We start from the raw sequence: 21,543 nt of genomic DNA on the forward strand, positions 1-21,543 counted from the left end.
ACATCAAGGGTGGCAGACGAAGTAGTCGTTCTGGATGTCGTGCTCGAGCTGGTGAACCGCGATATCGCCGAAGCCGGCCTCCTCCAGGTAGGCCAGCGCGCGCTCGCGCCCCCACATGGTACCCAGCCCTTCGCCGCCCTGGGCCAGGGATACCGTCATGCAGTGGCTCACCGAGACCGCGTAGAGCATGGTACCCAGCGGGTGTTCGCGGTCGAGGTGGTGGTGGCTCGAGGCATGAATGTCCTGCACCAGGTAGACGCCGCCCGGCGCCAGACTGCGACGAATGCCCCTGAGCAGACTGCGTGGCCGCGCCTGGTCGTGGATGCCATCGAAGGTGGTGACCAGGTCGAAGGCCTCGGGCTCGGCGGTCTCGTCGAAGTCGCTCAGGTCACGCACCTCGAACGTGAGATTGGCAAGCCCGGCGCGATCGGCTTCACGCCTGGCCCAGTCGATGGCCTCCTGTGACAGGTCGTAGCCGACGAAGCGGCTGGCGGGATAGCGCTGGGCCATGGCCATCAGCGCCCGGCCGCGACCGCAGGCGCAGTCGAGCACCCGGATGCCACGCTCGAGTCGCTCGGTGAGGCCCTCGGCCAGCGGCAGGATGGCATCGAACAGGGCCGGCAGCACGGTCTGGCCGCTGTCGCTGGCCATCACTTCCTGGAAGCGTGGATAGCGCGAGTAGGGCACGCCGCCGCCTTCGCGGAAACAGCGCACCACATCGTCCTCCACGCTGCCCAGAATGGCGATAAACTGCGAGTAGACGGCGAGGTTGGCCGGGCCCTTGTCCGTCAGCAGCAGGGCATGCTCCTGTGGCAGCCAATAGGTACCGGTCGACGGATCGGTCTCGACGACGCCGCTGGCGACCATGCCCCCTAGCCATTCGCGGACGTAGCGTTCGTCGAGTTCGGTGCGCGTGGCCAGGGCCTCGCTGGTTTCGGGAGGCGCCTCGGCCATGGCCGCCAGCAGGCCGGTGCGATGACCGAGCGAGAGCAGCAGCATCAGGCCGCTTGCGTTGAGCGCCTCGACCAGGCGTGCCTCGAAGGCTTCGGTCGTGGTGGCAGCGCCAGTGCTGGTTTCCTGGGCGCCAAGAGTGGGAACATCACACATGGTGGCTCTCCTTCGTGTTGTCGTTGGCGTTGTCGTGCAGGATCACGTTACGACCGTCGGCGCGGCATCACGCAGGAGCAAAGCGACGCAATCGGGAGTTTTCTGCCATGGGGAACGATGTCGAAGCCGATGAGCCGCTGACCATTGCGTTGCTGGCCACGCCCGAGGCGACCGCCTCGACGCTGTACGGCATGTTCGACCTGTTCGGCTCGGCGGGGCGGGATTGGAATTTCCTGGTCTACGGGCGGATGGGCGAGCCTCTGCTGCGCCCGCTGATCGTCTCGCGCAGCGGCGAAGGCTTCCGCGCTCCCAATGGCGCCTGGGTCCAGCCTGACTGCAGCCTGGAGGCGTGCCCGCCGATCACCGCGGCCTGCATACCGGATCTCTTCATTGCCCCCGAAGCGCCGCTGGCGGGGCGCTACGGGGCCGAGATCGCCTGGTTGCGCGAACGTCACGTCCAGGGGGCCCTGTTGGCGGCGGCCTGCACCGGCGCCATGCTGCTGGCCGAGGCGGGATTGCTGGCAGGGCAGGAGGCCACCACCCACTGGGCCTACTGCGAGGCCTTGGCGCGACGCTATCCGGAGGTGCAGGTGTACCCGCATCGCATCCTGGTCGCCAGCGGGGAAGGGCAACGGTTGATCATGGCCGGCGGCGGTACCAGCTGGTTCGATCTCGCCCTCTACCTGGTGGCGCGCCTGGTTGGCACCGACGAGGCAATGCGCCTGGCCCGTGTCCACCTGATCGACTGGCATCAGGACGGGCAGCAGCCCTACGCCGTGCTCAGTAGTTCACGGCAAGTGGCGGATGCCTGCATCGCGCGCTGCCAGGTGTGGGTCGCCCAGCACTACGACGACCACTCGCCGGTGGCCGGCATGGTGGAGGTCAGCGGCCTGTCGGAACGCGCCTTCAAGCGCCGCTTCAAGGCGGCGACCGGCATGACGCCGATGGACTATGTGCACACTTTGCGCCTGGAGGAGGCGAAGCAGCTGCTGGAGCAGGGCGACGAGCCGATCGAAGCGATCGCCGAACAGCTCGGTTATGCCGACCCCAGCTTCTTTCGTCGTCTGTTCGGTCGTCGCGTGGGGCTGACGCCCAGCCGCTACCGGCGGCGCTTCCGCGGGCTGCGACTGCGCCTGTCTTGAGGCGATCTGTTGCGCTACAGCGTCTGCCAGGGCGCGGCCGGAGGCTCGGCGAGCAGCCCCGCCAGCGTATCCAGCGCCTGGGCCAGCGCCTCGCGCGAGGGCGCGGCACTGAGGCACAGCCGCAGCGCCTGGGGCGCGGGTTCGCTGCCCACGCAGAAGGGCTCGGCGCTGCTGACCAGGACCCGGCGCTGCGCCAGCGCTTCCACGAACACGGCGCTGCGCAGCCCCTCCGGCAGCGGCAGCCACAGGTTGTTGCCATGCGGGCGTCCGCTCACGGCATAGCCGGCCAGGCGTTCCCGGGCCATGCGCTGGCGCTCCCCCAACTCCTCGATCAGCCAGTCGAGCAGGGCGTCGCTCTCTTCGCTTGCCACCCAGCGACACACCGCCTCGACCATCAGCGGCGGCACCATCCAGCTCTGGGCGCGCAGCGCCGTGCCCAGCCGCTCGCGCAGCGCCGGCGGCGCCAGCAGCGTACCGATGCGCAGGCCGCCGGCCAGCACCTTGGCGGTGCTGAAGAGAAACAGCGTGCGCTCCGGCGCCAGGCGGTAGACCGGCGTGCCGCGCTCCGCCTCGGGCAGGTACTGCACGCCATCCTCGACGACCCAGAAGTCGTGGCGACGGGCCAGGGCCACCAGGCGTTCGCGGCGCGCTTCGCTCATGGGCGTGCCGGTGGGGTTGTTCTGATCCGGCGTGACGTAGACCAGCCGCGGTGGCTGCTGCGCGCAGAGCCGCGCCAGGGCGTCCATGTCCATGCCCTCGGCGTCCATCGGCACGCCCACCAGCTTGAGGTGCGCCTGGCTGGCGGCGGTGATCAGGCCCGGATAAGTGAGCACGTCGGCGGCGATGCGCTCGCCCGGCCGCGTCAACGTCTGCAGCGCCAGGTGGATGCCGTGCTGGCCGCCCTGGGTGACGACCAGCGTCTCGGGCTCGGCGGGCATGCCCAGGCGGGTCATCCACGCGGCCAGCTGTTCGCGGTGGGCGGGAACGCCGCGATCCGGCTGGTACTCCACGGCGCGCTGGAGAATCGCGGGCTGCTCGGCGATCTCTTGCAGCACGCGCCCCAGGCTGGCGACTCGCATCGGGTGCGGCGGCGGCAGGCTCAGGCTGAGGTCGATGGTGCCATCCTCGACGGGGCGGCTGGCCAGAAAATCCTGGCCTGACGCCGCCTCGTTGCCGCGCACGAAGGTACCGCTGCCCACGCGGGCCACCACCCACCCCTGACGCTCGGCTTCGGCATAGGCACGGGTCACGGTTCCCACGGTAACCCCCAGGCGGTCGGCCAGGCGGCGCTGCGGCGGGAGTTTCTGCCCCGGCAGGAGTTCACCGGCCTGCACCGCCACGGCGATGGACTCGGCGATGGCGCGGTAGCGCACGCCCGTTTCGGCAAGCTGTGGAACCCACATTGTCATGGTGACAATAAAACCTTTGACGGCGGATTTAGCCTCATTATGCTGACAATTGTAGGAAAATTCCAATCCTGACGATAAATTGTATGGGTACAAAGACATGGAAGCTCTGGCGTTTCTCGGCCCTGCGGCACTCTACATGATCTCGATGACCATCACCCCGGGGCCCAACAACATGATGCTCACGGCCTCGGGGGCCAACTACGGCTTCATGCGTACCTTGCCGCACATCTTCGGCATCCTGGGCGGCTGCTTCCTGCTGTTTGCTGCCATCGCCCTGGGGCTGGGGTTGATCTTCGAACGCTACCCCGCGGTGCAGATGACCCTGCGTGTGGTCGGCAGCGCCTACCTGCTCTACCTAGCCTGGAAGATCGCCACGGCGCCGCCGCCCGACCTGCGCCACAAGGGCGAGGGGCGGCCGCTCAGCTTCTGGCAGGCGGCGGCCTTCCAGTTCGCCAACCCCAAGGCATGGGTGATGGGCCTGGCGCTGATGGCGGGCTTCCTGCCCGAGGGGGGCGATACCGTCCTCAACGCGCTGCTGCTGGCCGGGTTCGCCGAGCTGGTGGGCCTGCCCTGCATCGCGCTGTGGGCGGGCTTCGGAATGGCCATCGGGCAGTGGCTCGACACACCGCGTGCCTGGCGCGTCTTCAATGGAACCATGGGTGGGCTCACCGCAGCCTGCGTCTACTTCATCCTGGCCTGATGTGCCGGGCGGTAAGGCGGCTGGCGTCACAGGAATGGTTCCAGCTCCTCCCGGCTCATGTTGCCGCCGGTGATCACCACCACCACGTCGCCTTCGGGCGGAAGCGCGACGGCTTCCTCCAGCAGGGCGGCGACGCCCACCGCGGCGCCCGGTTCGGCCATCAGCTTGGCCTGGTAGAGCAGGTGGTGCAGGGCGCGGCCGATGGCCGCGTCGTCTACCTGCGCGAGTGCCCGTACGGTTTCACGGCAGATGGGGTAGGTATGCTCGCCGACGATGGCCGCGCCCAGGCTCTTGGCGCAGGTCTCCACCTTGCCTAGACGCGAAGGCGCGCCCTGGGCCCAGGCGTGGGCCATGCTGGCGGCGCCGCAGGGTTCCACGCCGAAGAGTGCCAGCTCAGGGCGCAGCGCCGCGGCGGCCGAGCCGATGCCGGCGATCAGCCCGCCGCCGCCCACCGGGCAGAGGATGGCCGTGGCCTCGGGTGCCTGCTCGAGGATCTCGAGACCCACCGTGCCCTGGCCGGCGATGATGCGCTCGTCGTCGTAGGGGTGGACCAGCGTCAGCCCGCGCTCAGCCACCAGCTTATGCATCCGCTCCCAGGCGGCGTTGATGTCGCCGTACAGGATCACCTCGGCACCCAGCTCACGGCTGCCCTCCACCTTGAACCGGCTGGCGTTCTCCGGCATCACGATGGTGACCGGTACGCCGGCCTGGCCTGCCGCCCAGGCGAGCCCCAGGGCATGGTTGCCCGCCGATACCGCCCCCAGGCCGCCGGCCAGCTCCTCACGTTTGGCGGTACGCACCCAGTGCAGGGCGCCGCGCGGCTTGAACGAGCCGGTGCGCTGGAACAGTTCCCCCTTGAGCCACACGCGACGGCCCAGTCGGTCCGACAACCCATGGTCGAGCAGCAGGGGAGTGGGCGGGAGGGTGTCGGCAATGAGCCGCTGGGCTGACTGAAGGCGTTCGAGCGGGAGCATGGGCTACCCCTACAGCAGGTTGTAAAGAATGACGAACAGGCTCGTGCCGGTGATGAGAAAGGCAAGGATCGACAGCAGGCCGTCACGCGCCATGATCGCCAGGCCGAAGAAGGTCAGGGCCACGCCGGCGATGTTGACCGTGAGCGGCACCAGTTCCATGGGCGGCATGGCCAGGGCCAGCACGAAGCACGACAGGGCGGTGAGCTGAATGCCAAGCGGGCCGGTCATGAAGGAGAAGCGCGGGTGCAGTAGCCGGTCGATCCACTGGGCCGGCTTGTACATCCACTTGAGCCCCTTGTGCACCTTGTCGCTGGGCAGCGTTCGGTTGCGCAGCCAGCGTGGCAGCCAGAAGGTGCGTCGACCGATCAGCAGCTGTGCGCAGACCAGCAGCGTGAACAGGGCCATCAGCGTGGGTACGCCGGGGATACCACTGACGATGGGCATCAGCGTCACGAGCCCGGCCAGCAGCAGCAGCGGGCCGAAGGCGCGCCGGCCGATGGCGTCCAGCACCTCGTCGAAGCGGATGCGCCCAGAGGGTGTATCGATCGATTCGATGGCCTGCATGAGTTCGACCAGGCTATGTGGCTCCGTGACGTCATCCGCTTTCGTGTCTCGTGAGGCCTGCATCCTTTCTCCCATTGGCTCTCCCTTTGCGTGCACAAGAACTCCTGATGGCTCACAGCATAGCGCCAACGCGGCGGGACGTGCTCATGCCGCCGCCGTGTCTACCCGCCCTGACCGGATCGTCGACCCGCTCGGGTCAGACCAAAGCGGAATTGCTGGCGCGCACTTATGCCATTGCTCTATATCCAGAGATCGAATTTGTCTTCCACGTTTTCTCAACTTTTCGCTTCGCAGGCCGATGGGATAAGGGAAACCACCCAAAAAAACCAGAACGCGTCATGCAAGGGGCGATGTATGAAGAACCTATCCATCAAGTGGAGCCTGACAGCAGCACTCGCGGTACTGGTGCTGATGATCGGTTTGATCAGCGGGCTGGGGTTCTACTCCAGCGGCAAGGGTGAAGCGGCCCTGCACGAGCTGGCGGAAACCAACATGAAGCTGGCCGACACGGCCAACCGGGCGCAGGTGAACGTGCTGCGCGCCCAGACCTTCCTCGACCGCTATGCCAGCCTCAGCACCCAGGGCAACCCGGACAAGGCTGGTGAGAACCAACAGTTGGCGGCGGCCGCGATTGAAACGGCACAGCAGCGCTTCGCTGAATTCCGTGAAGTGTCACTCGACCCCGCGGATACTCGTACACCACACGTCGTGGCCATCACCGAGGCTTACGATGCGCTCGTCAACGAGGGCCTGGTGCCGCTGCTGGATGCCGCGCCGTTCCAGGTCCAGCGCAGCCAGGAGCAATTGGCCGAGCTGGGCGCGCAGCTCGATCGGGCCATGGATACTTTTATCCATTACATCGAAGAGCGCGCCGTCCACGATATCGAGGCGGTCGAGGCCCTGGATCGCAACGTGACGATCATCGCCACGACGCTGCTGGTGGCGGGGCTGGTGGCCGCTTTCCTGATTCGCCTCGCCCTGATGCGGGTGGTCGTGACCCCGCTGCGCGAAGCAATAGTGCATTTCCAGCGTATCGCCGATGGCGACCTGACCGCACGGATCGAGGACCGCGGTCGCAACGAGATCGGCCAGCTTTACGCTGCGCTGAAGGGGATGCAGGAAAAGCTCAAGGTGCTGGTGATCTCGCTGCGCGACAGCAGCGAGAACGTCTTTACCGGCGCCGGCGAGATCGCCACGGGCAGCCAGGATCTCTCCTCGCGCACCGAGCAGCAGGCCTCCGCCCTTCAGGAAACCGCCTCCAGCATGGAGGAGATGGCCTCCACGGTGAGCAAGAACACCGACACGTCGATCGAGGCCGACCGGCTCTCTGCCTCTGCCTCGCAGACCGCCGAGGCCGGTGGCCAGGAGGTCGAGCGCACCGTGAAACTGATGCGCGAGATCGCCGAAAGCGCCAAGCGCATCAATGACATCATCGGCGTCATCGACTCCATCGCCTTCCAGACCAACATCCTGGCGCTGAACGCCTCGGTGGAGGCGGCAAGGGCCGGGGAGCAGGGCCGCGGCTTCGCCGTGGTGGCCAGCGAAGTGCGCTCCCTGGCCAGCCGCAGCGCGGAGTCGGCCAAGGAGATCCGTGGCCTGATCGAGGACACCACCGCGCGCATCTCCAGCGGCGCCGAGCAGGCGGAACGCAGCGGCCAGACCATCAACGACACCGTCGACTCGATCCGCCAGGTCAGTGCCCTGATGGCCGAGATCTCCACTGCGACGCGGGAGCAGAACAGCGGCATCGAGCAGATCAACACCGCACTGACCGAGATGGATTCGGTGACCCAGCAGAACGCCTCCCTGGTGCAGCAGACCAGTGCCGCAGCGGCCTCACTGGAGGAGCAGGCTCGTAACCTCGCCGCACTGATTGCCACCTTCCGCGTCGACGAGCACGCCACGCCCAAGGCGGTGAAAAACGAGCGGGCGTCCACCGCCCGGAGCGAAACACGAGGTGGCAGGGCAGAGCGGCAGGCCAGCCAGCACCAGCTCGTTCACCTGACAGATCCCAAGCCGTCCAGCGCTCGCCAGCGCTCGAACGTCGAAGAGGACTGGAGCGAGTTCTAGCGTTGGGTCCGCCGGGTTCTCCTGCGCCGGTTCTTCAACCCCCGACCTGACCGGCTCGGGGTGTTTCGTCGCCAGGCTTGGCGCCCAGCCATCTGCATGTAATTTTTTGTTTAAAACAAGGGCTTATGGTCTCTCCGCGACTAGACTGCCGGTAGGAAAGGCAATCCAGGGAGAGAGCGATGGCTAGGGATCCGGTACATGGCAGCCTGCCGACGGCAACCGTGGGCGAAACCTTGGCGGTGGTGGGCAACGTCTTCGTTCCCAACATCGCCAAGGGGGTGATCATCCGTCGCCCCAGGGTGGTGGGCATGGCGGAGAAGCTTGGCCTGGACAAGCACAGCATCCGCCGCCTGCAAAAGCTCAACGAGAAGTACGGCGCCGGTCCGTTGATGCTGCACACCCCCAAGAGCAAGCCCATGGCGCTGGTGCTCGACCCCGACCACGCCAACCGTGTGCTCAACGAGACGCCCGAGCCTTTCGCCACCGCTGAATGGGCCAAGCAGAAAGCCCTGGAGCACTTCGAGCCCGACATGGCGTTGGTTTCTCACGGCCCCGAGCGTGCCGAACGCCGCCGTTTCAATGAGGAAGTATTGCAGAGCGGGTGCCCCGTGCACGGCCTGGGGGCGCGATTTGCCCAGGTGGTCGAGCAGGAAGCCAGCGAGCTGCTCACCTTCGTGGAACGGCACGACGGCAAGCTCGACTGGGGCATGTTCGAGGAAACCTGGAACCGGGTGGTGCGCCGCGTGGTGCTGGGCGATACCGCGCGCGACGACCGCGCCTTGACCGAGATGCTGGAAAAGCTGCGTTCCGCCGGCAACTGGGCCTTCCTGCATCCGGGCCATGACCGCCTGCGCGATACCTTTCACGAGCGTCTCCGCACCTACCTCAAGCGGGGGGAGGCGGGCAGCCTGGCCGCCGAAGTGGCGCGGGCTTCGACCGACGCCGTCACCCAGCCGGAGCACCAGGTGCCGCAATACCTGTTTGCCTTCGATCCGGCCGGCATGACCACCTTCCGTGCCCTGGCGCTGCTGGCTGCGCATCCCGGCCAGGCCGAGCGGGCGCAGGCCGAGGTCACCGAGCACGGCCTGGAGCGAGCGCCCAAGCTCGACTTCCTGAGAGCCTGTGTACTCGAGTCGCTGCGACTGTGGCCCACCACGCCGCTGCTATTGCGCCAGACCACCGAAGCGACCGAATGGGAGAACGGCACGATGCCGGCGCAAACCTCGGTACTGCTGCTGGCCCCCTATTTCCACCGCGACGATCGCTATTTGGACGATGCCAATCGGTTCGATCCCGACCTCTGGCTGCAGCCGGGCGAAGCCGGGAACTGGCCGTTGGTTCCGTTCAGCGGCGGCAGCGGCATCTGCCCGGGCAGGCACGTGGTGCTACTGGTGACCAGCCTCATGCTGGCCCAGTTGCTGAAGGGGCGGGAGTACCGGTTGAACCCGCCGACTCGGTTGCTCAGCAGCAGGCCGATGCCGCCGCTGCTCAACAACTACGGTCTGGCCTTCGACTGCAGGGCGTGTTGAGCGCCGCGGCCGTGTGTCGCGCGGCTCAACCAAGGGCGGCGCGTTGCCTGCGGCGCTCGCTCTTGTCGTCGTACATGCGCTCGTCGGCCAGGGCGAGCACTTCCTGGGCTGACGTCTCGCATGAACTGGCGCCACCCAGGCTCAAGCGAAGCTCCAGCGTCAAGCGCTCGCCATTGGCCGAGGTGATGGAGCAGCGCTGGCCTTCGAGATGCGTTCTGATCAGGCTGGCCAAGCGGTTCGCGGCCGCTAGATCGGCGGAGGGAAACAGCACGACGAATTCGTCGCCGCCGTAGCGGGCGAGGATGTCGCTGGCACGGCAGTGCACTTGCAGACGCTCGGCGACCGTGGTGATGAGCTGATCGCCCGCCACATGGCCATGGCGATCGTTCACCTGCTTGAGCCCGTCGACGTCCATCATCAGCACGGCGAAATCCAGGTTCGGTGACTGCGCCTTGCCCTGGATGCTCAGCTGCAGAGCCGACTCGAAGAAGCCGCGGTTGTAGAGCCCGGTCAACCCGTCGCGTTCCGCCGTCTTCTTCAATGCGAGATGCAGCAGCTTGTTCTCGGTAGCCGCCGCCAACTGGTCGACGAACAGCGTCAGCATGCGCTCCAGGCGCCGATCCAGCCTGGGGGCGCGCACGATCAGCCAGCCTTCGTACATGCTGAGGCGGCCTGCCATGGGGGTGGCGTACAGCTGCTCTCCGTCCGGCTTCACGCGCAGCTTGACCGTACTTTCCGGCCGCTCCTGGAGCGTTGCCAGCAGGCCGCCCAGCTGGCGTTCGTCTTCGGCGCCCAGGCGGAGGCCGGCCACGGCCGCGTAGCGCGTCACTTCGGGGCGCTGCCGCTCCTGCAGAAACACGGCGAAACCGTACTCCGGAAAATCGGCATGCAGATGCTTCAGCGAATCGTCCAGCAGGGTATGGATGTTCGAGGCGCGATTGGCCACGACGCCAAGATCGAGCAAGGCATGAAAGACGCGGTTCTGGAACTTGATCTCGGCAATGCTGCGGCCGATCTTGCGATTCTGCCCGTACATCACATAGGCGAGCGCGAGGAAATAGAGCACCGCGCCGGTGACCTGGTAGATATCCAGCTCGGTGCTGACGTAGGGGCGGAATTCGAAGCCTGCCGACAGGCCCCAGCCCAGTGCGCCGGCGGCAAACAGCGCCATGGAGACGGCCAACCGGCGCAGGCCGCCGACCACCATGTTGTTCATGAAGCAGGCGAGGCCGATGGTGACGGTGGCCAGTACATAGAAGTCCAGTACGCCGCACCACATGCCAAACAGCAGGCTGTCCAGGGCTAGATTGCGAAACTCGGCGCGTTTCGAGTCCTGCGCCAGCACGGCATGGCCATAGGCCAGCGCTGGCCACAAGAGTAGAAGCAGGCCTGGGCCGATCAAGGTCCAGCCGCTGCCCTCGACCAGGGCAATCCACAGCGTGAGGCCGAAGGTGTGACAGAAAGCGAAGGCGCGGGGTCCCAGCGTCGCCAGGGCGAGACGGTGAGGGCGCTTGAATCCGGGCTGAGCCCGAGTCGAGAGAGTCTTGAAATCTACCATGCCCGCCTGGGTCGTCTTGCCCGCTCGAGGCCGACAACCATACGTTGGAGTTATAAGCCGATTAACTTTAAGTTGACTGTAGCCTAACACTGGCGGGTAGGACTGGCATCAACCTGGTGCATCGCGAGGGACCCGTGGCGTTTACGGCCGCTTTGAACGCTCACCCCCTGGGCCGCCCGGCTGGTCGTCGGCCGCCTGCGCGTGGGTGCGAAGCTCGCCGAAGGCCTGTGCCACATCGGCGGCATCGCGGTACCGGCGCGAGGGCAGTTGCGCGACGATGTCGCGTATCTCTCGCTCCTCGCCCCTCACGGCATCGACAAGGTCTGCGTGACCCACGGGAAAATCGATGCCTCTCAGTGCCTTCTCGAGGTCGGCGGCCGACACGGCCCGTGTCGGGTGGGAAGTAAGCATATGCCGTTCATAGCGGCTCTTCTGCTCGAACGTGGCGCCGCAGATCTCGCAAGTGAACTGTGCCATCAACGTAGCTCTCCCACGGCGCGCTGAACGTCCGCCATCGTGTCGTACCTGCGGCGGGGAAACTCGTTCAGTACCTCGATGACCTCGGCCGCGGCGCGGTTGGTCTTGGCCTGATGGATCAGCGCGGCCTTGTCGCAGGGGAAGTCCACCCCCTTGAGCGCCTGGGCGATCCCGGCCGCCGAAGCCGTGCTGCTGGCCGCCTGGCCACCACGCTCGCCGCCCTTGCTGCGGTCTCCCGCGGGCGCGTGGCTTTCCGGCTGCATGTGCGGTCGGGCGAGGTCGCCGCCCTCCAGTGCCTCGGTCGGCCACTCCCGCCGATCCAACCCCAGAGTCCTGAACAGATCCGCCTTGCCGCTGATCGTCACATCCTCCTCGCCGAGATCGTCGTGCGCACCGATCAGCAGCAGCTGGACGCTCTCGTAGTCGAGCAGGCGGCCATCGTCGACATCGATCCAGCGCCGGTCGGCGAACTTGTCCTGCAAGCGCTTGGGATAGTTCGGTTTGGACTCGGGGAAACCGGGTACCTCCAGGGAGGGGTTGCGCACCGAGATGATGAAGCTGGCCTCGGCCAGGATGCCCAATTCCCGCTGGGCCTTGCCGGGCCTGCCTGGGCGGCTGAGGCGGTAGGCCAGGCGGGAGCTGTTGCCGCGCTCGAAAATCGCGTAGCGACCCTCGCCGGCAGGAATGGCCTCGCCCTGCTCCTGCTCGCCGCGGGTCCTGGTTTCGTACTCCAGCGGCGCCAAGGCCTCGCCGATCGCCTTGGGCTTTCCCGTCAGGTCGACCATCATCCATTCACGGGCGGTGGACTTGGGCTTGCCCTTCACGATCTCCGGCAACCGCTTCTTGCCCACCAGCAGCAGGCGGGCGGTCTCGCGATCGTCCGGCACCAGCACCACGTGCAGGCGTTGTACGTCGTCGAGCGACTGCACCGTCGTCGTATTCACCTTGGGCCGGTAGAAGAAATGGATCTCTCCTTTCTCGACATGATCCGCCATCTGGCACCTCCTGTGCTGGAATGGGCGTGTCGCGACAAGAATCCTTATCTCTGGTTAGCAGAGAGGCGCCGAGCCTGCAAAGAGGGTACCGCTGGCGGCGGCCACCAACGAGCGCTATCTTGGAATTCGATTCACTCCGGAAGCCTGTCATGTCGGACGCCACCAAACCCCTGTTCTGGCGCGACCCGCGCATGCCGCACGTGGAACTGCGCAAGGTCGATGACGGCCGCAGGGTCTGCTACGCCCCGCACAGCCACGCCCATTGGTCGCTGGGCGCCATTACCGCCGGGGAGAGCTCCTTCCGCTACCGGGAGGATTGCTACCACGTGCATGCCGGCACCCTGGTGCTGATGAATCCCGACTGGATGCACGCCTGCCGCGCCATTGACGACCGGCCCTGGGCCTACCTGATGCTCTACGTCGATACCGACTGGCTCACTGAGCTGCGCCATCAGGCCGGGCTGCTGGCATCGCCGCGCTGGCAGGATTTCGCCACCGCCGTGATTCGCAGTCCCACGTGGTATGAGGGGTACTGTCACATGGCGGCATGCCTGCTCGAGCCGACCCGTGACCTGCTGGACAAGCAAACGGTGGTGGTCGAATACCTCGCCGCCCTGATGCACGAGCTGGCCGGCCAGCCGGCCCGGGCAGTGGCCAGGGCGCCGGCCGTGTTGAAGGAGCTGGCAGCCTACCTGGATGCGCATGCGACGGAGGAGATCTCACTGGACGACCTGTGCGAGCGTTCCGGCTACAGCCCCGGCCACCTCATTCGCGCCTTCAAGCAGCACTTCGGCTTCACGCCGCACGCCTACCTGATCAACCGGCGCATCCAGTTGGGCCAGCGCGAACTGAAGCGCGGTACGCCGATTGCCGAGGCGGCGCTGAACGCCGGTTTCGCCGACCAGCCGCACTTCCAGCGCACCTTCAAGCGCCTGGTGGCCGCCACACCGAATCAGTACCGGCAGCCCTCACTCGAGAAGTAGGTACAAGCAGCTAGCGGCGAGCAGCACCGCCAGCGTGCGATTGACGGTGGTCAGCACGGCCGGCCTGTGCACGTAGCGACGCAGGAAGGCCCCGGCGTAGACCCAACTCCCCAGCGACAGCCAGCAGATCGGCAGGTAGAGCCCGGCGAACAGCAACACCTGATTCAGATCGCTGCCGCTGGTGTAGGCGCCGATGCCCGAGGCCGACGCCAGCCATGCCTTGGGGTTGAGCCACTGCATCAGTGCACCCGTCATGAAGCCCGGCGCCCGCTGGGCTTCGCCCTCCGGCAGGCGGCCTTCGTCGCGAAACAGCCGAACGCTCATATAGAGCAGAAACGCCACCCCCGCCCAGCGCAGCGCCCGATCCAGCCCCGGCACCACCGCCAGCACCGAGTAGAGCCCCAGCCCCACCGCTACGAACAGCACGACGAAGCCCAGCGTGGCTCCAGTGACGAACACCAGCCCCTGCGACAGAGGGTAGCGCGTGCCGCTGCTCAGGCAGACCAGGTTCACCGGCCCCGGCGAGATCGAGGCCGCAAGGGCAAACGCCGACATCGGCAGTATCATGGCAAGGCTCATCGTCATCCTCCTGGGTGGCAATGAGCCAAGCGTGCCGTACGGCTGGGGCCGCGGTATTGAACGAAATTGAGGTATTACCTGCCGAGCGCCTCCAGCAGCAGCTGGGCCGTCGGCTCGGAGGAGGGGGGATTCTGGCCGGTGATCAGCCGCCCGTCCTGGCGGGTGTAGGGCGTGAAGACATCGGCCTTGGTGTAGTGGGCGCCGCCCTCCTTGAGGGCGTTTTCCACCAGGTGCGGAACGACTTCGGTGAGGCCCACGGCTTCTTCCTCCTCGTTGGTGAAGCCGGTGACCTGGCGCCCACGGATGATCGGATTCCCTTCCTCATCACGCGCGTGGAGCAGCACGATGGGCGCGTGGCAAACGGCGGCCACCGGTTTCTGCTGTGCCCAGAAGGCCTCGATCAGGCGGATCGAATCCGCATCGTCGACCAAATCCCAGAGCGGGCCATGGCCGCCGGGGTAGAAGATGGCATCGAAATCGTCGGCGCTTACCTCGCTCAGTTTGTGTGTATTGGCCAGCGCCTGCTGGGCCTGGTCGTCCTGCTGGAAGCGGCGGGTCGCCTCGGTCTGGCTCTCTTCGGCGTCGCTCTTGGGGTCCAGCGGTGGCTTGCCACCCTTGGGCGAGGCCAGCACCACCTCAGCGCCGGCGTCCAGGCAGGCGTAGTAGGGTGCCGCCAGCTCCTCCAGCCAGAAACCGGTAGGCTCGCCGGTATCGCCGAGACGGTCGTGGGAGGTCAAGACCATCAGAATTCTCTTGCTCATGGGGCTCTCCTTTTCACTCATTCGTTGACGGGTCACTCACTCATTTACGGGCCAAGTTCCCGATGCGTCCCTTCCCCAAAACCCTCAATAACCCATTGCGGCATGCCCTGAGCAGAGGATAGAGCCGTGCCGTGCGCTCCTGGCTTGAAAAGAGCCGATACATCGTTCGATTGAACGCGCCGCTGCGGGTGCCGAGCAGGGTGAGGCGGTGCAGGGCTTCGCTGCCGTGATACCAGCGCTCGCCTACCTGCAGGGCGAAGCCCTCATCCAGGTCAATGCCCAGGTTCGTGAGCTCCCGGCGTGCTGCGCTGTTCTGCCTCGCGTCGATCAGCTCCAGTTCGCCGACCTCCTGGCGGATGCGCTGCCAGCGTACGTAGCGGCGGCACATCGGGCAGGCGCCGTCGTACACCAGGCGGAGCTTGCGGCTCGATGCGCCCTGATCGCGCGAATCGTTCATCGTCGGCACTCTGCTATCCTGACGTCGTTGGCGAGTAGCGCTGCTCCGGCAAAGCCGGAATCTTCGAGACATGTCAGTGAGGGTAGCAATCTTCCGCGGTGGTCTCGACCGCTCATGAATGTCCAGTCCCCCATTCCCATCATTTCGAGGAGGCGAGCGTGCTTCGTGTGTGGTGGCATTTCACATTACTCATTACGGCGCTTGGCCTCGTCATGGGGGGAGCCCATGTGCTTGAGCTACCGGTTCGGATGCAATACGACCCCGAGTTCTACATGCGGGTCACATCAACGCTCTATGCGTTTTTTGGTCTTGTCGGCGGGCCGCTCCAGCTCATTGCCCTCCTGGCCGCTGCCGTGCTGACCTGGTTGCTTCGTGGGCGGGTCGCGTTCCGCTCGACGCTGACGGGAACGGCCTGCCTGGGCCTTTCTCTGGCTCTCTGGTTCCTGCTCGTACAGCCGGTGAACGCCGCCTGGGCTGAGGCGCTGCAGGCCAGCCCGGCTGATGCGGTTCAGGCCTACGCCCGGTTGCGCAGCCGCTGGGAATACGGGCATGTCGCTGCCTTCGTGGCCTGGTGCCTGGGTTTTGCATTCTTGCTGAATGGGGTGCTTCGCGAAGCGATGGCGGCCACACCCAGAGCTTGACCGCGCAATTGCCAGCCTTGCTGGGTCGGCATCGTTGCCAAGCCTTGAGCCAAGGGCGCCTTTGACCTATGCCTGAAGGTGGCGCTGATGGCGCGTCCTGCATGGGTTACCTAGAGGTGCGATATGGAATTCACGGGCAAAGTCGCCGTGGTGACGGGGGCGGGTACCGGCAACGGTGAAGCGATAGCCGAGCGGCTCCATGCAGGTGGGGCGTCGATGGTTCTGGTCAGTCGTCGTCTCGAAACCGTGCAAGCGGTAAGTCAAAGAGTCGATCCGCAAGGCGAGCGGGTGCTGGCGCCGGTTATTCGTACGCCAAGCCGGGGCTGGAAACGATGCCCTGGGGCTGCAAGGAGATGAAGATTGCAGACCCGTTCGGCAACCGGCTCATTTTCACCGATGCCATCAGTACTTGAGCATCCTTTACGTGAGCACCTTTAGAGGAAACCATCATGGACGATGCAACGAAACGCGACCTCATCGAGCGCTATATTACCGCCTACAATAATTTCGACATTGACGGGATGCTGGCCGTGCTCGATCCGGGCATCAGCTTCGAGAATTACTCGGGCGATGAACTCACCACCTCGGCCAATGGCATCGACGAGTTTCGTCAGCTTGCCGAACATGCCAAGGGGTTCTTCGCCGAGCGTGTGCAGCGTGTTAGCAGCCTGACCCTCAGTCAGGACGGCGCCACGGCCGAGATCGACTACCATGGCCGTCTGGCCCAGGACATTCCCGGCGGGCCGAAGGCGGGAAGCCTGATCGAGCTGAATGGCGTCTCCGAGTTCACCTTCGGCGCTGGACGGATCATCAAGATCATCGATCGAAGCTGACTAACGGAAAGGCGTGAAGCCATGAAGACACAGTATTACACCGCATCCAGTCTGGATGGCTTTATCGCCACCGAAGACGACTCCCTGGAGTGGCTGTTTCCGTTGGGTGAACTGAACGAATCCAGCTATCCGGATTTCATTGCCGAAGTGGGCGCTTTGGCGATGGGAGCCACCACCTACGAGTGGATCCTGCGCCATGCCGACACCGTAGCAGCCGAGGCCGGTTCGCCATGGCCGTACACTCAGCCTACCTGGGTGTTCACCCATCGCGATCTCCCAATTCCGCTAGGAGCGGACGTCCGCTTCGTGCAGGGAGGCGTGTCCCAGGTTCACGAAGAGATGTGCGCAGCCGCGGGTGGCAAGAACCTCTGGGTCGTCGGAGGCGGCGACTTGGCGGGGCAGTTTCACGATGCCGGCCTGCTCGATGAACTCATCGTTCAGGTCGGCTCCGTTACCCTGGGCAGGGGCAGGCCGCTCTTTCCACGTCGCGTGCTGAGCCCGACCCTGCGTCTCGAGTCGGTACGCCAGATGGGAACCGGCATGGTCGAGCTGCGGTATCGGCTTTCCCTTCAGGAGTAAGGCCGTCAGGATCAAGAGCAGAGCGGCAAGGAGGAGGTACATTGAAAAAGGTCCTGATGATTACCGGCGGCAGCCGAGGAATCGGCGCGGCAACGGCGCGCCTGGGCGCCGCTAGCGGTTACGCCGTGTGCATCAACTATCGGCATAACGAAGCCGCGGCTCTCGCCGTGGTCGAGGAGGTCGCCCGGGCTGGCGGCGAGGCGATTGCCGTGGCGGGTGATGTCGGCCATGAGCCCGACGTGGCACGGCTATTCGAGCAAGTCGACGAGAAGCTCGGCCCGGTCACGGCGCTGGTCAACAACGCCGGCATTCTGGAAACGCAGATGCGCGTAGAGGAGATGGACGCCGCGCGCCTGCACCGGGTGCTGACGGCTAACGTGATCGGCAGCTTTCTCTGCGCCCGGGAAGCCGTGCGGCGCATGTCGACCCGGCATGGTGGGCAGGGCGGAGCGATCGTCAACGTCTCTTCCATTGCCTCCCGGCTCGGCGCACCCAATGAATACGTCGACTACGCCGCCGCCAAGGGCGCCATCGATAGCTTCACCATCGGCCTGGCCAAGGAGGTCGCGGGCGAGGGCATCCGCGTCAACGCCGTACGCCCGGGCGTGATCTACACCGAGATCCACGCCAGCGGCGGCGAGCCCGATCGCGTCGAGCGGGTGAAAACTTCCGTGCCCATGCAGCGCGGCGGCCAGGCCGAGGAGGTAGCGCGCGCCATCCTTTGGCTGCTTTCGGATGAAGCCTCCTACTCCACCGGGGCGCTGCTGGACGTAACGGGCGGGCGGTAGTCGCCCGCTTCGACATTGCAACGCATGCCGACGCTTGCGTTTCCAAATATTTCCATAGCCGCTTGGTGACAGGAACCCGAGGTAGCATAGCGAAAACATGTTCAGTCACTTAGCAGTATTGCTCTCTGCCAAGCAGTACCAGGACGGCCATGCGTCTTAGCCCTTTGTCTATGTTGCTTTTAACGTTACTCAACGTTAATTTGAGTAACGAAAGCTGCTGAGACAGCTCTGACGAAAAGACATAAGTACGCAGGGAACTACCCGGTAACGCGTTTACCGGGTAGACTCTTGTTTGCCTCCAGTCAGTCCCTTCGCATCCTTCCTCAGGATTTCCTCGTATCGATGCTCGCTACCCATTCCAGATAGTGCGTGACGAGCGCGATGGCGATTGGTTCAAGTCGAAGCGAGACGTAAGCACATGCCGTCAAATTTGCTCATCCGCAGCGAAACGCCTGCCGATATTGACGCAATACACGACGTGACCGTCGCAGCCTTCCAGGCGATGCCATATAGCAGCCACACCGAGCAGTACATCATCGAGGAACTGCGCGCCGCCAATGCTTTGGCGGTATCGCTCGTGGCGGAGCGGGATGATCGGCTGGTAGGGCACATTGCCTTCTCCCCGGTGATCGTCTCCGACGGCAGCCAGGGCTGGTACGGGCTGGGACCCGTGTCGGTGCTCCCGGAATACCAGCGCCAGGGGATTGGCAAGGCATTGGTGGAGGAGGGGTTGGCACGCCTGAGAAATATCGGCGCTCAAGGATGCTGCCTCGTTGGTCACCCCGAGTACTATGTCAAGTTCGGGTTTCGCAACATGCCGGAACTTGTCTATGAAGGCGTGCCGCCGGAATATTTCTTCGTGCTGCTGCTAGGCGGTAATGCTCCTCAAGGCACCGTGACCTTTCACGAGGCGTTTCTGACAGAGCGGCCCTCCTGAGCCCGTGGGGCAAGCCCATGTCCGTTAGGCTGGAGCTCATCCATTTTATTGGAGAAACCGCAAGTCGCCGTGTGCGGTGTGCGCTTCCCTGGGGCCAGCGCCGCGTGACCATGCCGGGCCGGTGGTTGCCGAAAGGGTCGGGGTGGTGTGGTAGACTGCGCGCCTCGGCCTGCGCCTGCAACACATCCCCACCGGTAGCCCGTCATGGAAATCAAAGTCAATTTTCTCGAAAATCTCAGGCTTGAAGCCAAGTTTGACGATTTCACCGTCATCACCGACCAGCCCATTCGCTACAAGGGCGACGGCTCGGCGCCAAGCCCCTTCGACTACTTCCTGGCGTCCTCCGCGCTGTGCGCGGCCTATTTCGTGCGGGTGTACTGCAAGGCGCGCGACATCCCCACCGAGAACATCCGGCTCTCGCAGAACAACATCGTCGACCCCGAGAACCGCTACAACCAGATCTTCAAGATCCAGGTCGAGCTGCCGGAAGACATCTCCGAGAAGGATCGCGAGGGCATCCTGCGCTCCATCGACCGCTGCACGGTCAAGAAGGTGGTGCAGACCGGCCCCGACTTCCAGATCGAGACGGTGGAGAACCTCGACGAGGACGCCCAGGCGCTCCTGATGGTGCAGCCCGACGAGGAGGCCTACACCTGGATCGAGGGCAAGGACCTGCCGCTGGAGCAGACCATCGCCAACATGTCCGGCATCCTGGCGGAGCTGGGCATGAAGATCGAGATCGCCTCTTGGCGCAACATCGTGCCCCACGTGTGGTCGCTGCACATTCGCGACGCCGCCTCGCCGATGTGCTTCACCAACGGCAAGGGCGCCACCAAGGAGAGCGCGCTGTGCTCGGCGCTGGGCGAGTTCATCGAACGCCTGAGCTGCAACTTCTTCTACAACGACCAGTTCTTCGGCGAGGAGATCGCGAACAGCGCCTTCGTGCACTACCCCAACGAGGAGTGGTTCAAGCCGGGGCCCAACGACGCGCTGCCCGAAGGCATCCTCGACGACTACACCCGCGAGATCTACGACCCCGAGGGCGAGCTGCGCGGCTCGCACCTGATCGACACCAACTCCGGCAAGCGGGAGCGGGGTATCGTCGCCTTGCCCTTCGTGCGCCAGTCGGACGGCGAGACGGTCTACTTTCCCTCCAACCTGATCGAGAACCTCTATCTCAGCAACGGCATGAGCGCCGGCAACACGCTGCAGGAAGCCCAGGTGCAGTGCCTCTCGGAGATCTTCGAGCGGGCGGTGAAGCGCGAGATCCTCGAGCAGGAGCTGGCGCTGCCCGACGTGCCCATGGCAGTGCTCGAGCGCTACCCGGCCATCCTCGAAGGCATCCAGGCGCTGGAGGCCCAGGGCTTCCCGGTGCTGGTCAAGGACGCCTCGCTCGGCGGCCAGTTCCCGGTGATGTGCGTGACCCTGATGAACCCGCGTACCGGCGGCGTGTTTGCCTCCTTCGGCGCCCACCCCAGCTTCGAGGTGGCGCTGGAGCGCAGCCTCACAGAGCTGCTGCAGGGTCGCAGCTTCGAGGGCCTGAACGACTTCCTGCCGCCGACCTTCAACTCCCAGGCCGTCAGTGAGCCGAACAACTTCGTCGAGCACTTCATCGACTCCTCGGGGCTGGTTTCGTGGCGCTTCTTCAGCGCGAAGAGCGATGTCGAGTTCGTCGACTGGGACTTCTCCGGCACCAACGCGGAGGAAGCGGCGACCCTGTTCGGTATTCTGGAAGAGATGGGCAACGAGGTGTACGTGGCCGTGCACGAGGACCTGGGCGCGCCGGTGTGCCGCATCCTGGTGCCAGGCTACTCCGAGGTGTACCCGGTGGACGACCTGATCTGGGATAACACCAACATGGCCCTGGATTACCGCGAGGACATCCTCAACCTCCATGCGCTGAACGACGGCCAGCTGGCCGACCTGCTGGCGCGCCTGGAGGAGAGCCAGCTCGACGAGCACATGGACATCATCACCCTCATCGGCATCGAGTTCGACGAGAATACCGTGTGGGGGCAGCTCACCATTCTCGAGCTGAAGCTGCTGATCCACCTCGCCCTGGGGCAGCACGAAGAGGCGCTGGAGCGGGTCGAGATGTTCCAGCAGTACAACGACAACACCGTGGAGCGCGGGCTGTTCTACCAGGCCATGGCTGCGGTGCTGGAGATCGTGCTCGACGACGAGCTGGAGCTCGACGACTACCGGCACAACCTCACCCGCATGTTCGGCGAAGAGACCATGGCCGCGGTGATCGGTTCGGTGACTGGCGAGGTGCGCTTCCACGGCCTCACGCCCACCAGCATGCAGCTCGAAGGCCTGGAGAAGCACCAGCGGTTGATCGAGAGCTACAAGAAGCTGCACGCCCACCGCGCCAGGCGGGCGGGCGTGGCGCTGTAAGCCGAACGAGCACCAGCTCCGTGCTCACAAGCGCCCCGGGTCAGTTCATACTGGCTCGGGGCG

Annotated in this window: 21 protein-coding genes and 2 pseudogenes; 13 read left to right on the forward strand and 10 right to left on the reverse strand. The window is 65.2% G+C overall.

Features of this window, described 5'->3' with window-relative positions; all coding sequences use genetic code 11:
- Positions 1-3: 3 nt before the first annotated feature.
- Positions 4-1,107 (reverse strand): class I SAM-dependent methyltransferase, encoded by a 1,104-nt coding sequence (locus HNO51_RS08540; protein ID WP_209538957.1) that lies wholly within the window; start codon positions 1,105-1,107, stop codon positions 4-6.
- 107 nt (positions 1,108-1,214) lie between these two features.
- Here HNO51_RS08540 and HNO51_RS08545 point away from each other — a divergent pair, with 107 nt between their 5' ends.
- A complete protein-coding gene (locus HNO51_RS08545) occupies positions 1,215-2,249 on the forward strand; it encodes a GlxA family transcriptional regulator (protein WP_209538958.1) in 1,035 nt (344 codons plus the stop codon).
- Between the two features lie 14 nt (positions 2,250-2,263).
- On the opposite strand, the gene HNO51_RS08550 is transcribed toward HNO51_RS08545, so the two are convergent.
- Positions 2,264-3,658 (reverse strand): aminotransferase-like domain-containing protein, encoded by a 1,395-nt coding sequence (locus tag HNO51_RS08550; RefSeq protein WP_209538959.1) that lies wholly within the window; start codon positions 3,656-3,658, stop codon positions 2,264-2,266.
- 97 nt (positions 3,659-3,755) lie between these two features.
- Here HNO51_RS08550 and HNO51_RS08555 point away from each other — a divergent pair, with 97 nt between their 5' ends.
- Entirely contained in the window at positions 3,756-4,358 is a 603-nt protein-coding gene (locus tag HNO51_RS08555) for a LysE family translocator (RefSeq protein ID WP_197450574.1), read from the forward strand.
- 26 nt (positions 4,359-4,384) lie between these two features.
- Here the strand turns inward: HNO51_RS08555 and HNO51_RS08560 are convergent, their stop codons facing one another.
- Both HNO51_RS08560 and HNO51_RS08565 read right to left on the reverse strand, forming a co-directional pair.
- Positions 4,385-5,332, reverse strand: coding sequence for a threonine ammonia-lyase (locus HNO51_RS08560; RefSeq protein ID WP_209538960.1), 948 nt, complete (start codon positions 5,330-5,332; stop codon positions 4,385-4,387).
- A 9-nt stretch (positions 5,333-5,341) separates the two neighbouring features.
- Positions 5,342-5,959, reverse strand: coding sequence for an exopolysaccharide biosynthesis protein (locus HNO51_RS08565; protein ID WP_209538961.1), 618 nt, complete (start codon positions 5,957-5,959; stop codon positions 5,342-5,344).
- A 291-nt stretch (positions 5,960-6,250) separates the two neighbouring features.
- Here HNO51_RS08565 and HNO51_RS08570 point away from each other — a divergent pair, with 291 nt between their 5' ends.
- Together HNO51_RS08570 and HNO51_RS08575 are read left to right on the forward strand one after the other, a co-directional pair.
- The gene (locus tag HNO51_RS08570; RefSeq protein WP_197450577.1) at positions 6,251-7,966 is read left to right on the forward strand and encodes a methyl-accepting chemotaxis protein; all 1,716 of its coding nucleotides are present in this window, start codon (positions 6,251-6,253) and stop codon (positions 7,964-7,966) included.
- Between the two features lie 179 nt (positions 7,967-8,145).
- Positions 8,146-9,495, forward strand: coding sequence for a cytochrome P450 (locus tag HNO51_RS08575; protein WP_209538962.1), 1,350 nt, complete (start codon positions 8,146-8,148; stop codon positions 9,493-9,495).
- A gap of 25 nt (positions 9,496-9,520) precedes the next feature.
- Here the strand turns inward: HNO51_RS08575 and HNO51_RS08580 are convergent, their stop codons facing one another.
- From HNO51_RS08580 to HNO51_RS08590, 3 genes are all read right to left on the reverse strand, one after another.
- Positions 9,521-11,053, reverse strand: coding sequence for a sensor domain-containing diguanylate cyclase (locus HNO51_RS08580; protein ID WP_197450579.1), 1,533 nt, complete (start codon positions 11,051-11,053; stop codon positions 9,521-9,523).
- Between the two features lie 141 nt (positions 11,054-11,194).
- Entirely contained in the window at positions 11,195-11,530 is a 336-nt protein-coding gene (locus tag HNO51_RS08585) for a DUF2795 domain-containing protein (RefSeq protein ID WP_242597258.1), read from the reverse strand.
- Entirely contained in the window at positions 11,530-12,525 is a 996-nt protein-coding gene (locus HNO51_RS08590) for a DUF2795 domain-containing protein (RefSeq protein ID WP_197450581.1), read from the reverse strand. The genes HNO51_RS08585 and HNO51_RS08590 overlap by 1 nt, the downstream gene beginning before the upstream one ends.
- A 149-nt stretch (positions 12,526-12,674) precedes the next feature.
- Between HNO51_RS08590 and HNO51_RS08595 the strand changes: the two genes are divergently transcribed.
- Complete coding sequence (locus tag HNO51_RS08595) at positions 12,675-13,508, forward strand: AraC family transcriptional regulator (protein ID WP_209538964.1); 834 nt, start codon at positions 12,675-12,677, stop codon at positions 13,506-13,508.
- Here the strand turns inward: HNO51_RS08595 and HNO51_RS08600 are convergent.
- The 3 genes from HNO51_RS08600 to HNO51_RS08610 form a co-directional block, all read right to left on the reverse strand.
- A complete protein-coding gene (locus HNO51_RS08600) occupies positions 13,494-14,087 on the reverse strand; it encodes a LysE family translocator (RefSeq protein WP_209538965.1) in 594 nt (197 codons plus the stop codon). The two genes, HNO51_RS08595 and HNO51_RS08600, sit on opposite strands and share 15 nt — an antisense overlap.
- A gap of 74 nt (positions 14,088-14,161) precedes the next feature.
- Positions 14,162-14,848: a type 1 glutamine amidotransferase domain-containing protein gene (locus tag HNO51_RS08605; RefSeq protein ID WP_209538966.1), complete on the reverse strand. Its 687-nt coding sequence runs from the start codon at positions 14,846-14,848 to the stop codon at positions 14,162-14,164.
- Between the two features lie 40 nt (positions 14,849-14,888).
- Complete coding sequence (locus HNO51_RS08610) at positions 14,889-15,305, reverse strand: DCC1-like thiol-disulfide oxidoreductase family protein (RefSeq protein WP_197450585.1); 417 nt, start codon at positions 15,303-15,305, stop codon at positions 14,889-14,891.
- Positions 15,306-15,463: 158 nt separating this feature from the next.
- On the opposite strand from HNO51_RS08610, the gene HNO51_RS08615 reads away from it, so the two are divergent.
- From HNO51_RS08615 to HNO51_RS08645, 8 genes and pseudogenes are all read left to right on the forward strand, one after another.
- Positions 15,464-15,946 (forward strand): hypothetical protein, encoded by a 483-nt coding sequence (locus HNO51_RS08615; RefSeq protein WP_209538967.1) that lies wholly within the window; start codon positions 15,464-15,466, stop codon positions 15,944-15,946.
- A gap of 123 nt (positions 15,947-16,069) precedes the next feature.
- Positions 16,070-16,180, forward strand: a pseudogene (locus HNO51_RS08620) (hypothetical protein); the annotation flags it as partial.
- Between the two features lie 68 nt (positions 16,181-16,248).
- Positions 16,249-16,359: pseudogene (locus tag HNO51_RS20990) on the forward strand (glyoxalase superfamily protein); the annotation flags it as partial.
- A 36-nt stretch (positions 16,360-16,395) separates the two neighbouring features.
- Complete coding sequence (locus tag HNO51_RS08625) at positions 16,396-16,779, forward strand: nuclear transport factor 2 family protein (RefSeq protein ID WP_197450588.1); 384 nt, start codon at positions 16,396-16,398, stop codon at positions 16,777-16,779.
- A gap of 21 nt (positions 16,780-16,800) precedes the next feature.
- Positions 16,801-17,358 carry a dihydrofolate reductase family protein gene (locus HNO51_RS08630; protein ID WP_209538968.1) on the forward strand — a complete coding sequence of 186 codons (558 nt, stop codon included), beginning with the start codon at positions 16,801-16,803 and terminating at the stop codon, positions 17,356-17,358.
- 41 nt (positions 17,359-17,399) lie between these two features.
- Positions 17,400-18,146, forward strand: coding sequence for an SDR family oxidoreductase (locus HNO51_RS08635; RefSeq protein ID WP_197450590.1), 747 nt, complete (start codon positions 17,400-17,402; stop codon positions 18,144-18,146).
- Positions 18,147-18,564: 418 nt separating this feature from the next.
- Complete coding sequence (locus HNO51_RS08640; protein ID WP_209538969.1) at positions 18,565-19,083, forward strand: GNAT family N-acetyltransferase; 519 nt, start codon at positions 18,565-18,567, stop codon at positions 19,081-19,083.
- Positions 19,084-19,287: 204 nt separating this feature from the next.
- On the forward strand, positions 19,288-21,480 hold the full coding sequence (locus HNO51_RS08645) for an OsmC domain/YcaO domain-containing protein (RefSeq protein ID WP_197450592.1): 2,193 nt from the start codon (positions 19,288-19,290) through the stop codon (positions 21,478-21,480).
- The last annotated feature ends 63 nt before the right edge of the window (positions 21,481-21,543 follow it).

It is taken from the genome of Billgrantia sulfidoxydans (genome assembly GCF_017868775.1).
Taxonomy (GTDB): domain Bacteria; phylum Pseudomonadota; class Gammaproteobacteria; order Pseudomonadales; family Halomonadaceae; genus Halomonas; species Halomonas sulfidoxydans.

What these genes read in the sequence shown, in the direction of transcription:
- HNO51_RS08600 (WP_209538965.1), bottom strand. Translation starts at nt 14,087, where the DNA reads ATGAGCCTTGCCATGATACTGCCGATGTCGGCGTTTGCCCTTGCGGCC.
- HNO51_RS08625 (WP_197450588.1), top strand. Translation starts at nt 16,396, where the DNA reads ATGGACGATGCAACGAAACGCGACCTCATCGAGCGCTATATTACCGCC.
- HNO51_RS08580 (WP_197450579.1), bottom strand. Translation starts at nt 11,053, where the DNA reads ATGGTAGATTTCAAGACTCTCTCGACTCGGGCTCAGCCCGGATTCAAG.
- HNO51_RS08560 (WP_209538960.1), bottom strand. Translation starts at nt 5,332, where the DNA reads ATGCTCCCGCTCGAACGCCTTCAGTCAGCCCAGCGGCTCATTGCCGAC.
- HNO51_RS08545 (WP_209538958.1), top strand. Translation starts at nt 1,215, where the DNA reads ATGGGGAACGATGTCGAAGCCGATGAGCCGCTGACCATTGCGTTGCTG.
- HNO51_RS08550 (WP_209538959.1), bottom strand. Translation starts at nt 3,658, where the DNA reads ATGACAATGTGGGTTCCACAGCTTGCCGAAACGGGCGTGCGCTACCGC.
- HNO51_RS08610 (WP_197450585.1), bottom strand. Translation starts at nt 15,305, where the DNA reads ATGAACGATTCGCGCGATCAGGGCGCATCGAGCCGCAAGCTCCGCCTG.
- HNO51_RS08540 (WP_209538957.1), bottom strand. Translation starts at nt 1,107, where the DNA reads ATGTGTGATGTTCCCACTCTTGGCGCCCAGGAAACCAGCACTGGCGCT.
- HNO51_RS08575 (WP_209538962.1), top strand. Translation starts at nt 8,146, where the DNA reads ATGGCTAGGGATCCGGTACATGGCAGCCTGCCGACGGCAACCGTGGGC.
- HNO51_RS08645 (WP_197450592.1), top strand. Translation starts at nt 19,288, where the DNA reads ATGGAAATCAAAGTCAATTTTCTCGAAAATCTCAGGCTTGAAGCCAAG.
- HNO51_RS08590 (WP_197450581.1), bottom strand. Translation starts at nt 12,525, where the DNA reads ATGGCGGATCATGTCGAGAAAGGAGAGATCCATTTCTTCTACCGGCCC.
- HNO51_RS08595 (WP_209538964.1), top strand. Translation starts at nt 12,675, where the DNA reads ATGTCGGACGCCACCAAACCCCTGTTCTGGCGCGACCCGCGCATGCCG.
- HNO51_RS08605 (WP_209538966.1), bottom strand. Translation starts at nt 14,848, where the DNA reads ATGAGCAAGAGAATTCTGATGGTCTTGACCTCCCACGACCGTCTCGGC.
- HNO51_RS08565 (WP_209538961.1), bottom strand. Translation starts at nt 5,959, where the DNA reads ATGCAGGCCTCACGAGACACGAAAGCGGATGACGTCACGGAGCCACAT.
- HNO51_RS08640 (WP_209538969.1), top strand. Translation starts at nt 18,565, where the DNA reads ATGCCGTCAAATTTGCTCATCCGCAGCGAAACGCCTGCCGATATTGAC.
- HNO51_RS08555 (WP_197450574.1), top strand. Translation starts at nt 3,756, where the DNA reads ATGGAAGCTCTGGCGTTTCTCGGCCCTGCGGCACTCTACATGATCTCG.
- HNO51_RS08630 (WP_209538968.1), top strand. Translation starts at nt 16,801, where the DNA reads ATGAAGACACAGTATTACACCGCATCCAGTCTGGATGGCTTTATCGCC.
- HNO51_RS08570 (WP_197450577.1), top strand. Translation starts at nt 6,251, where the DNA reads ATGAAGAACCTATCCATCAAGTGGAGCCTGACAGCAGCACTCGCGGTA.
- HNO51_RS08585 (WP_242597258.1), bottom strand. Translation starts at nt 11,530, where the DNA reads ATGGCACAGTTCACTTGCGAGATCTGCGGCGCCACGTTCGAGCAGAAG.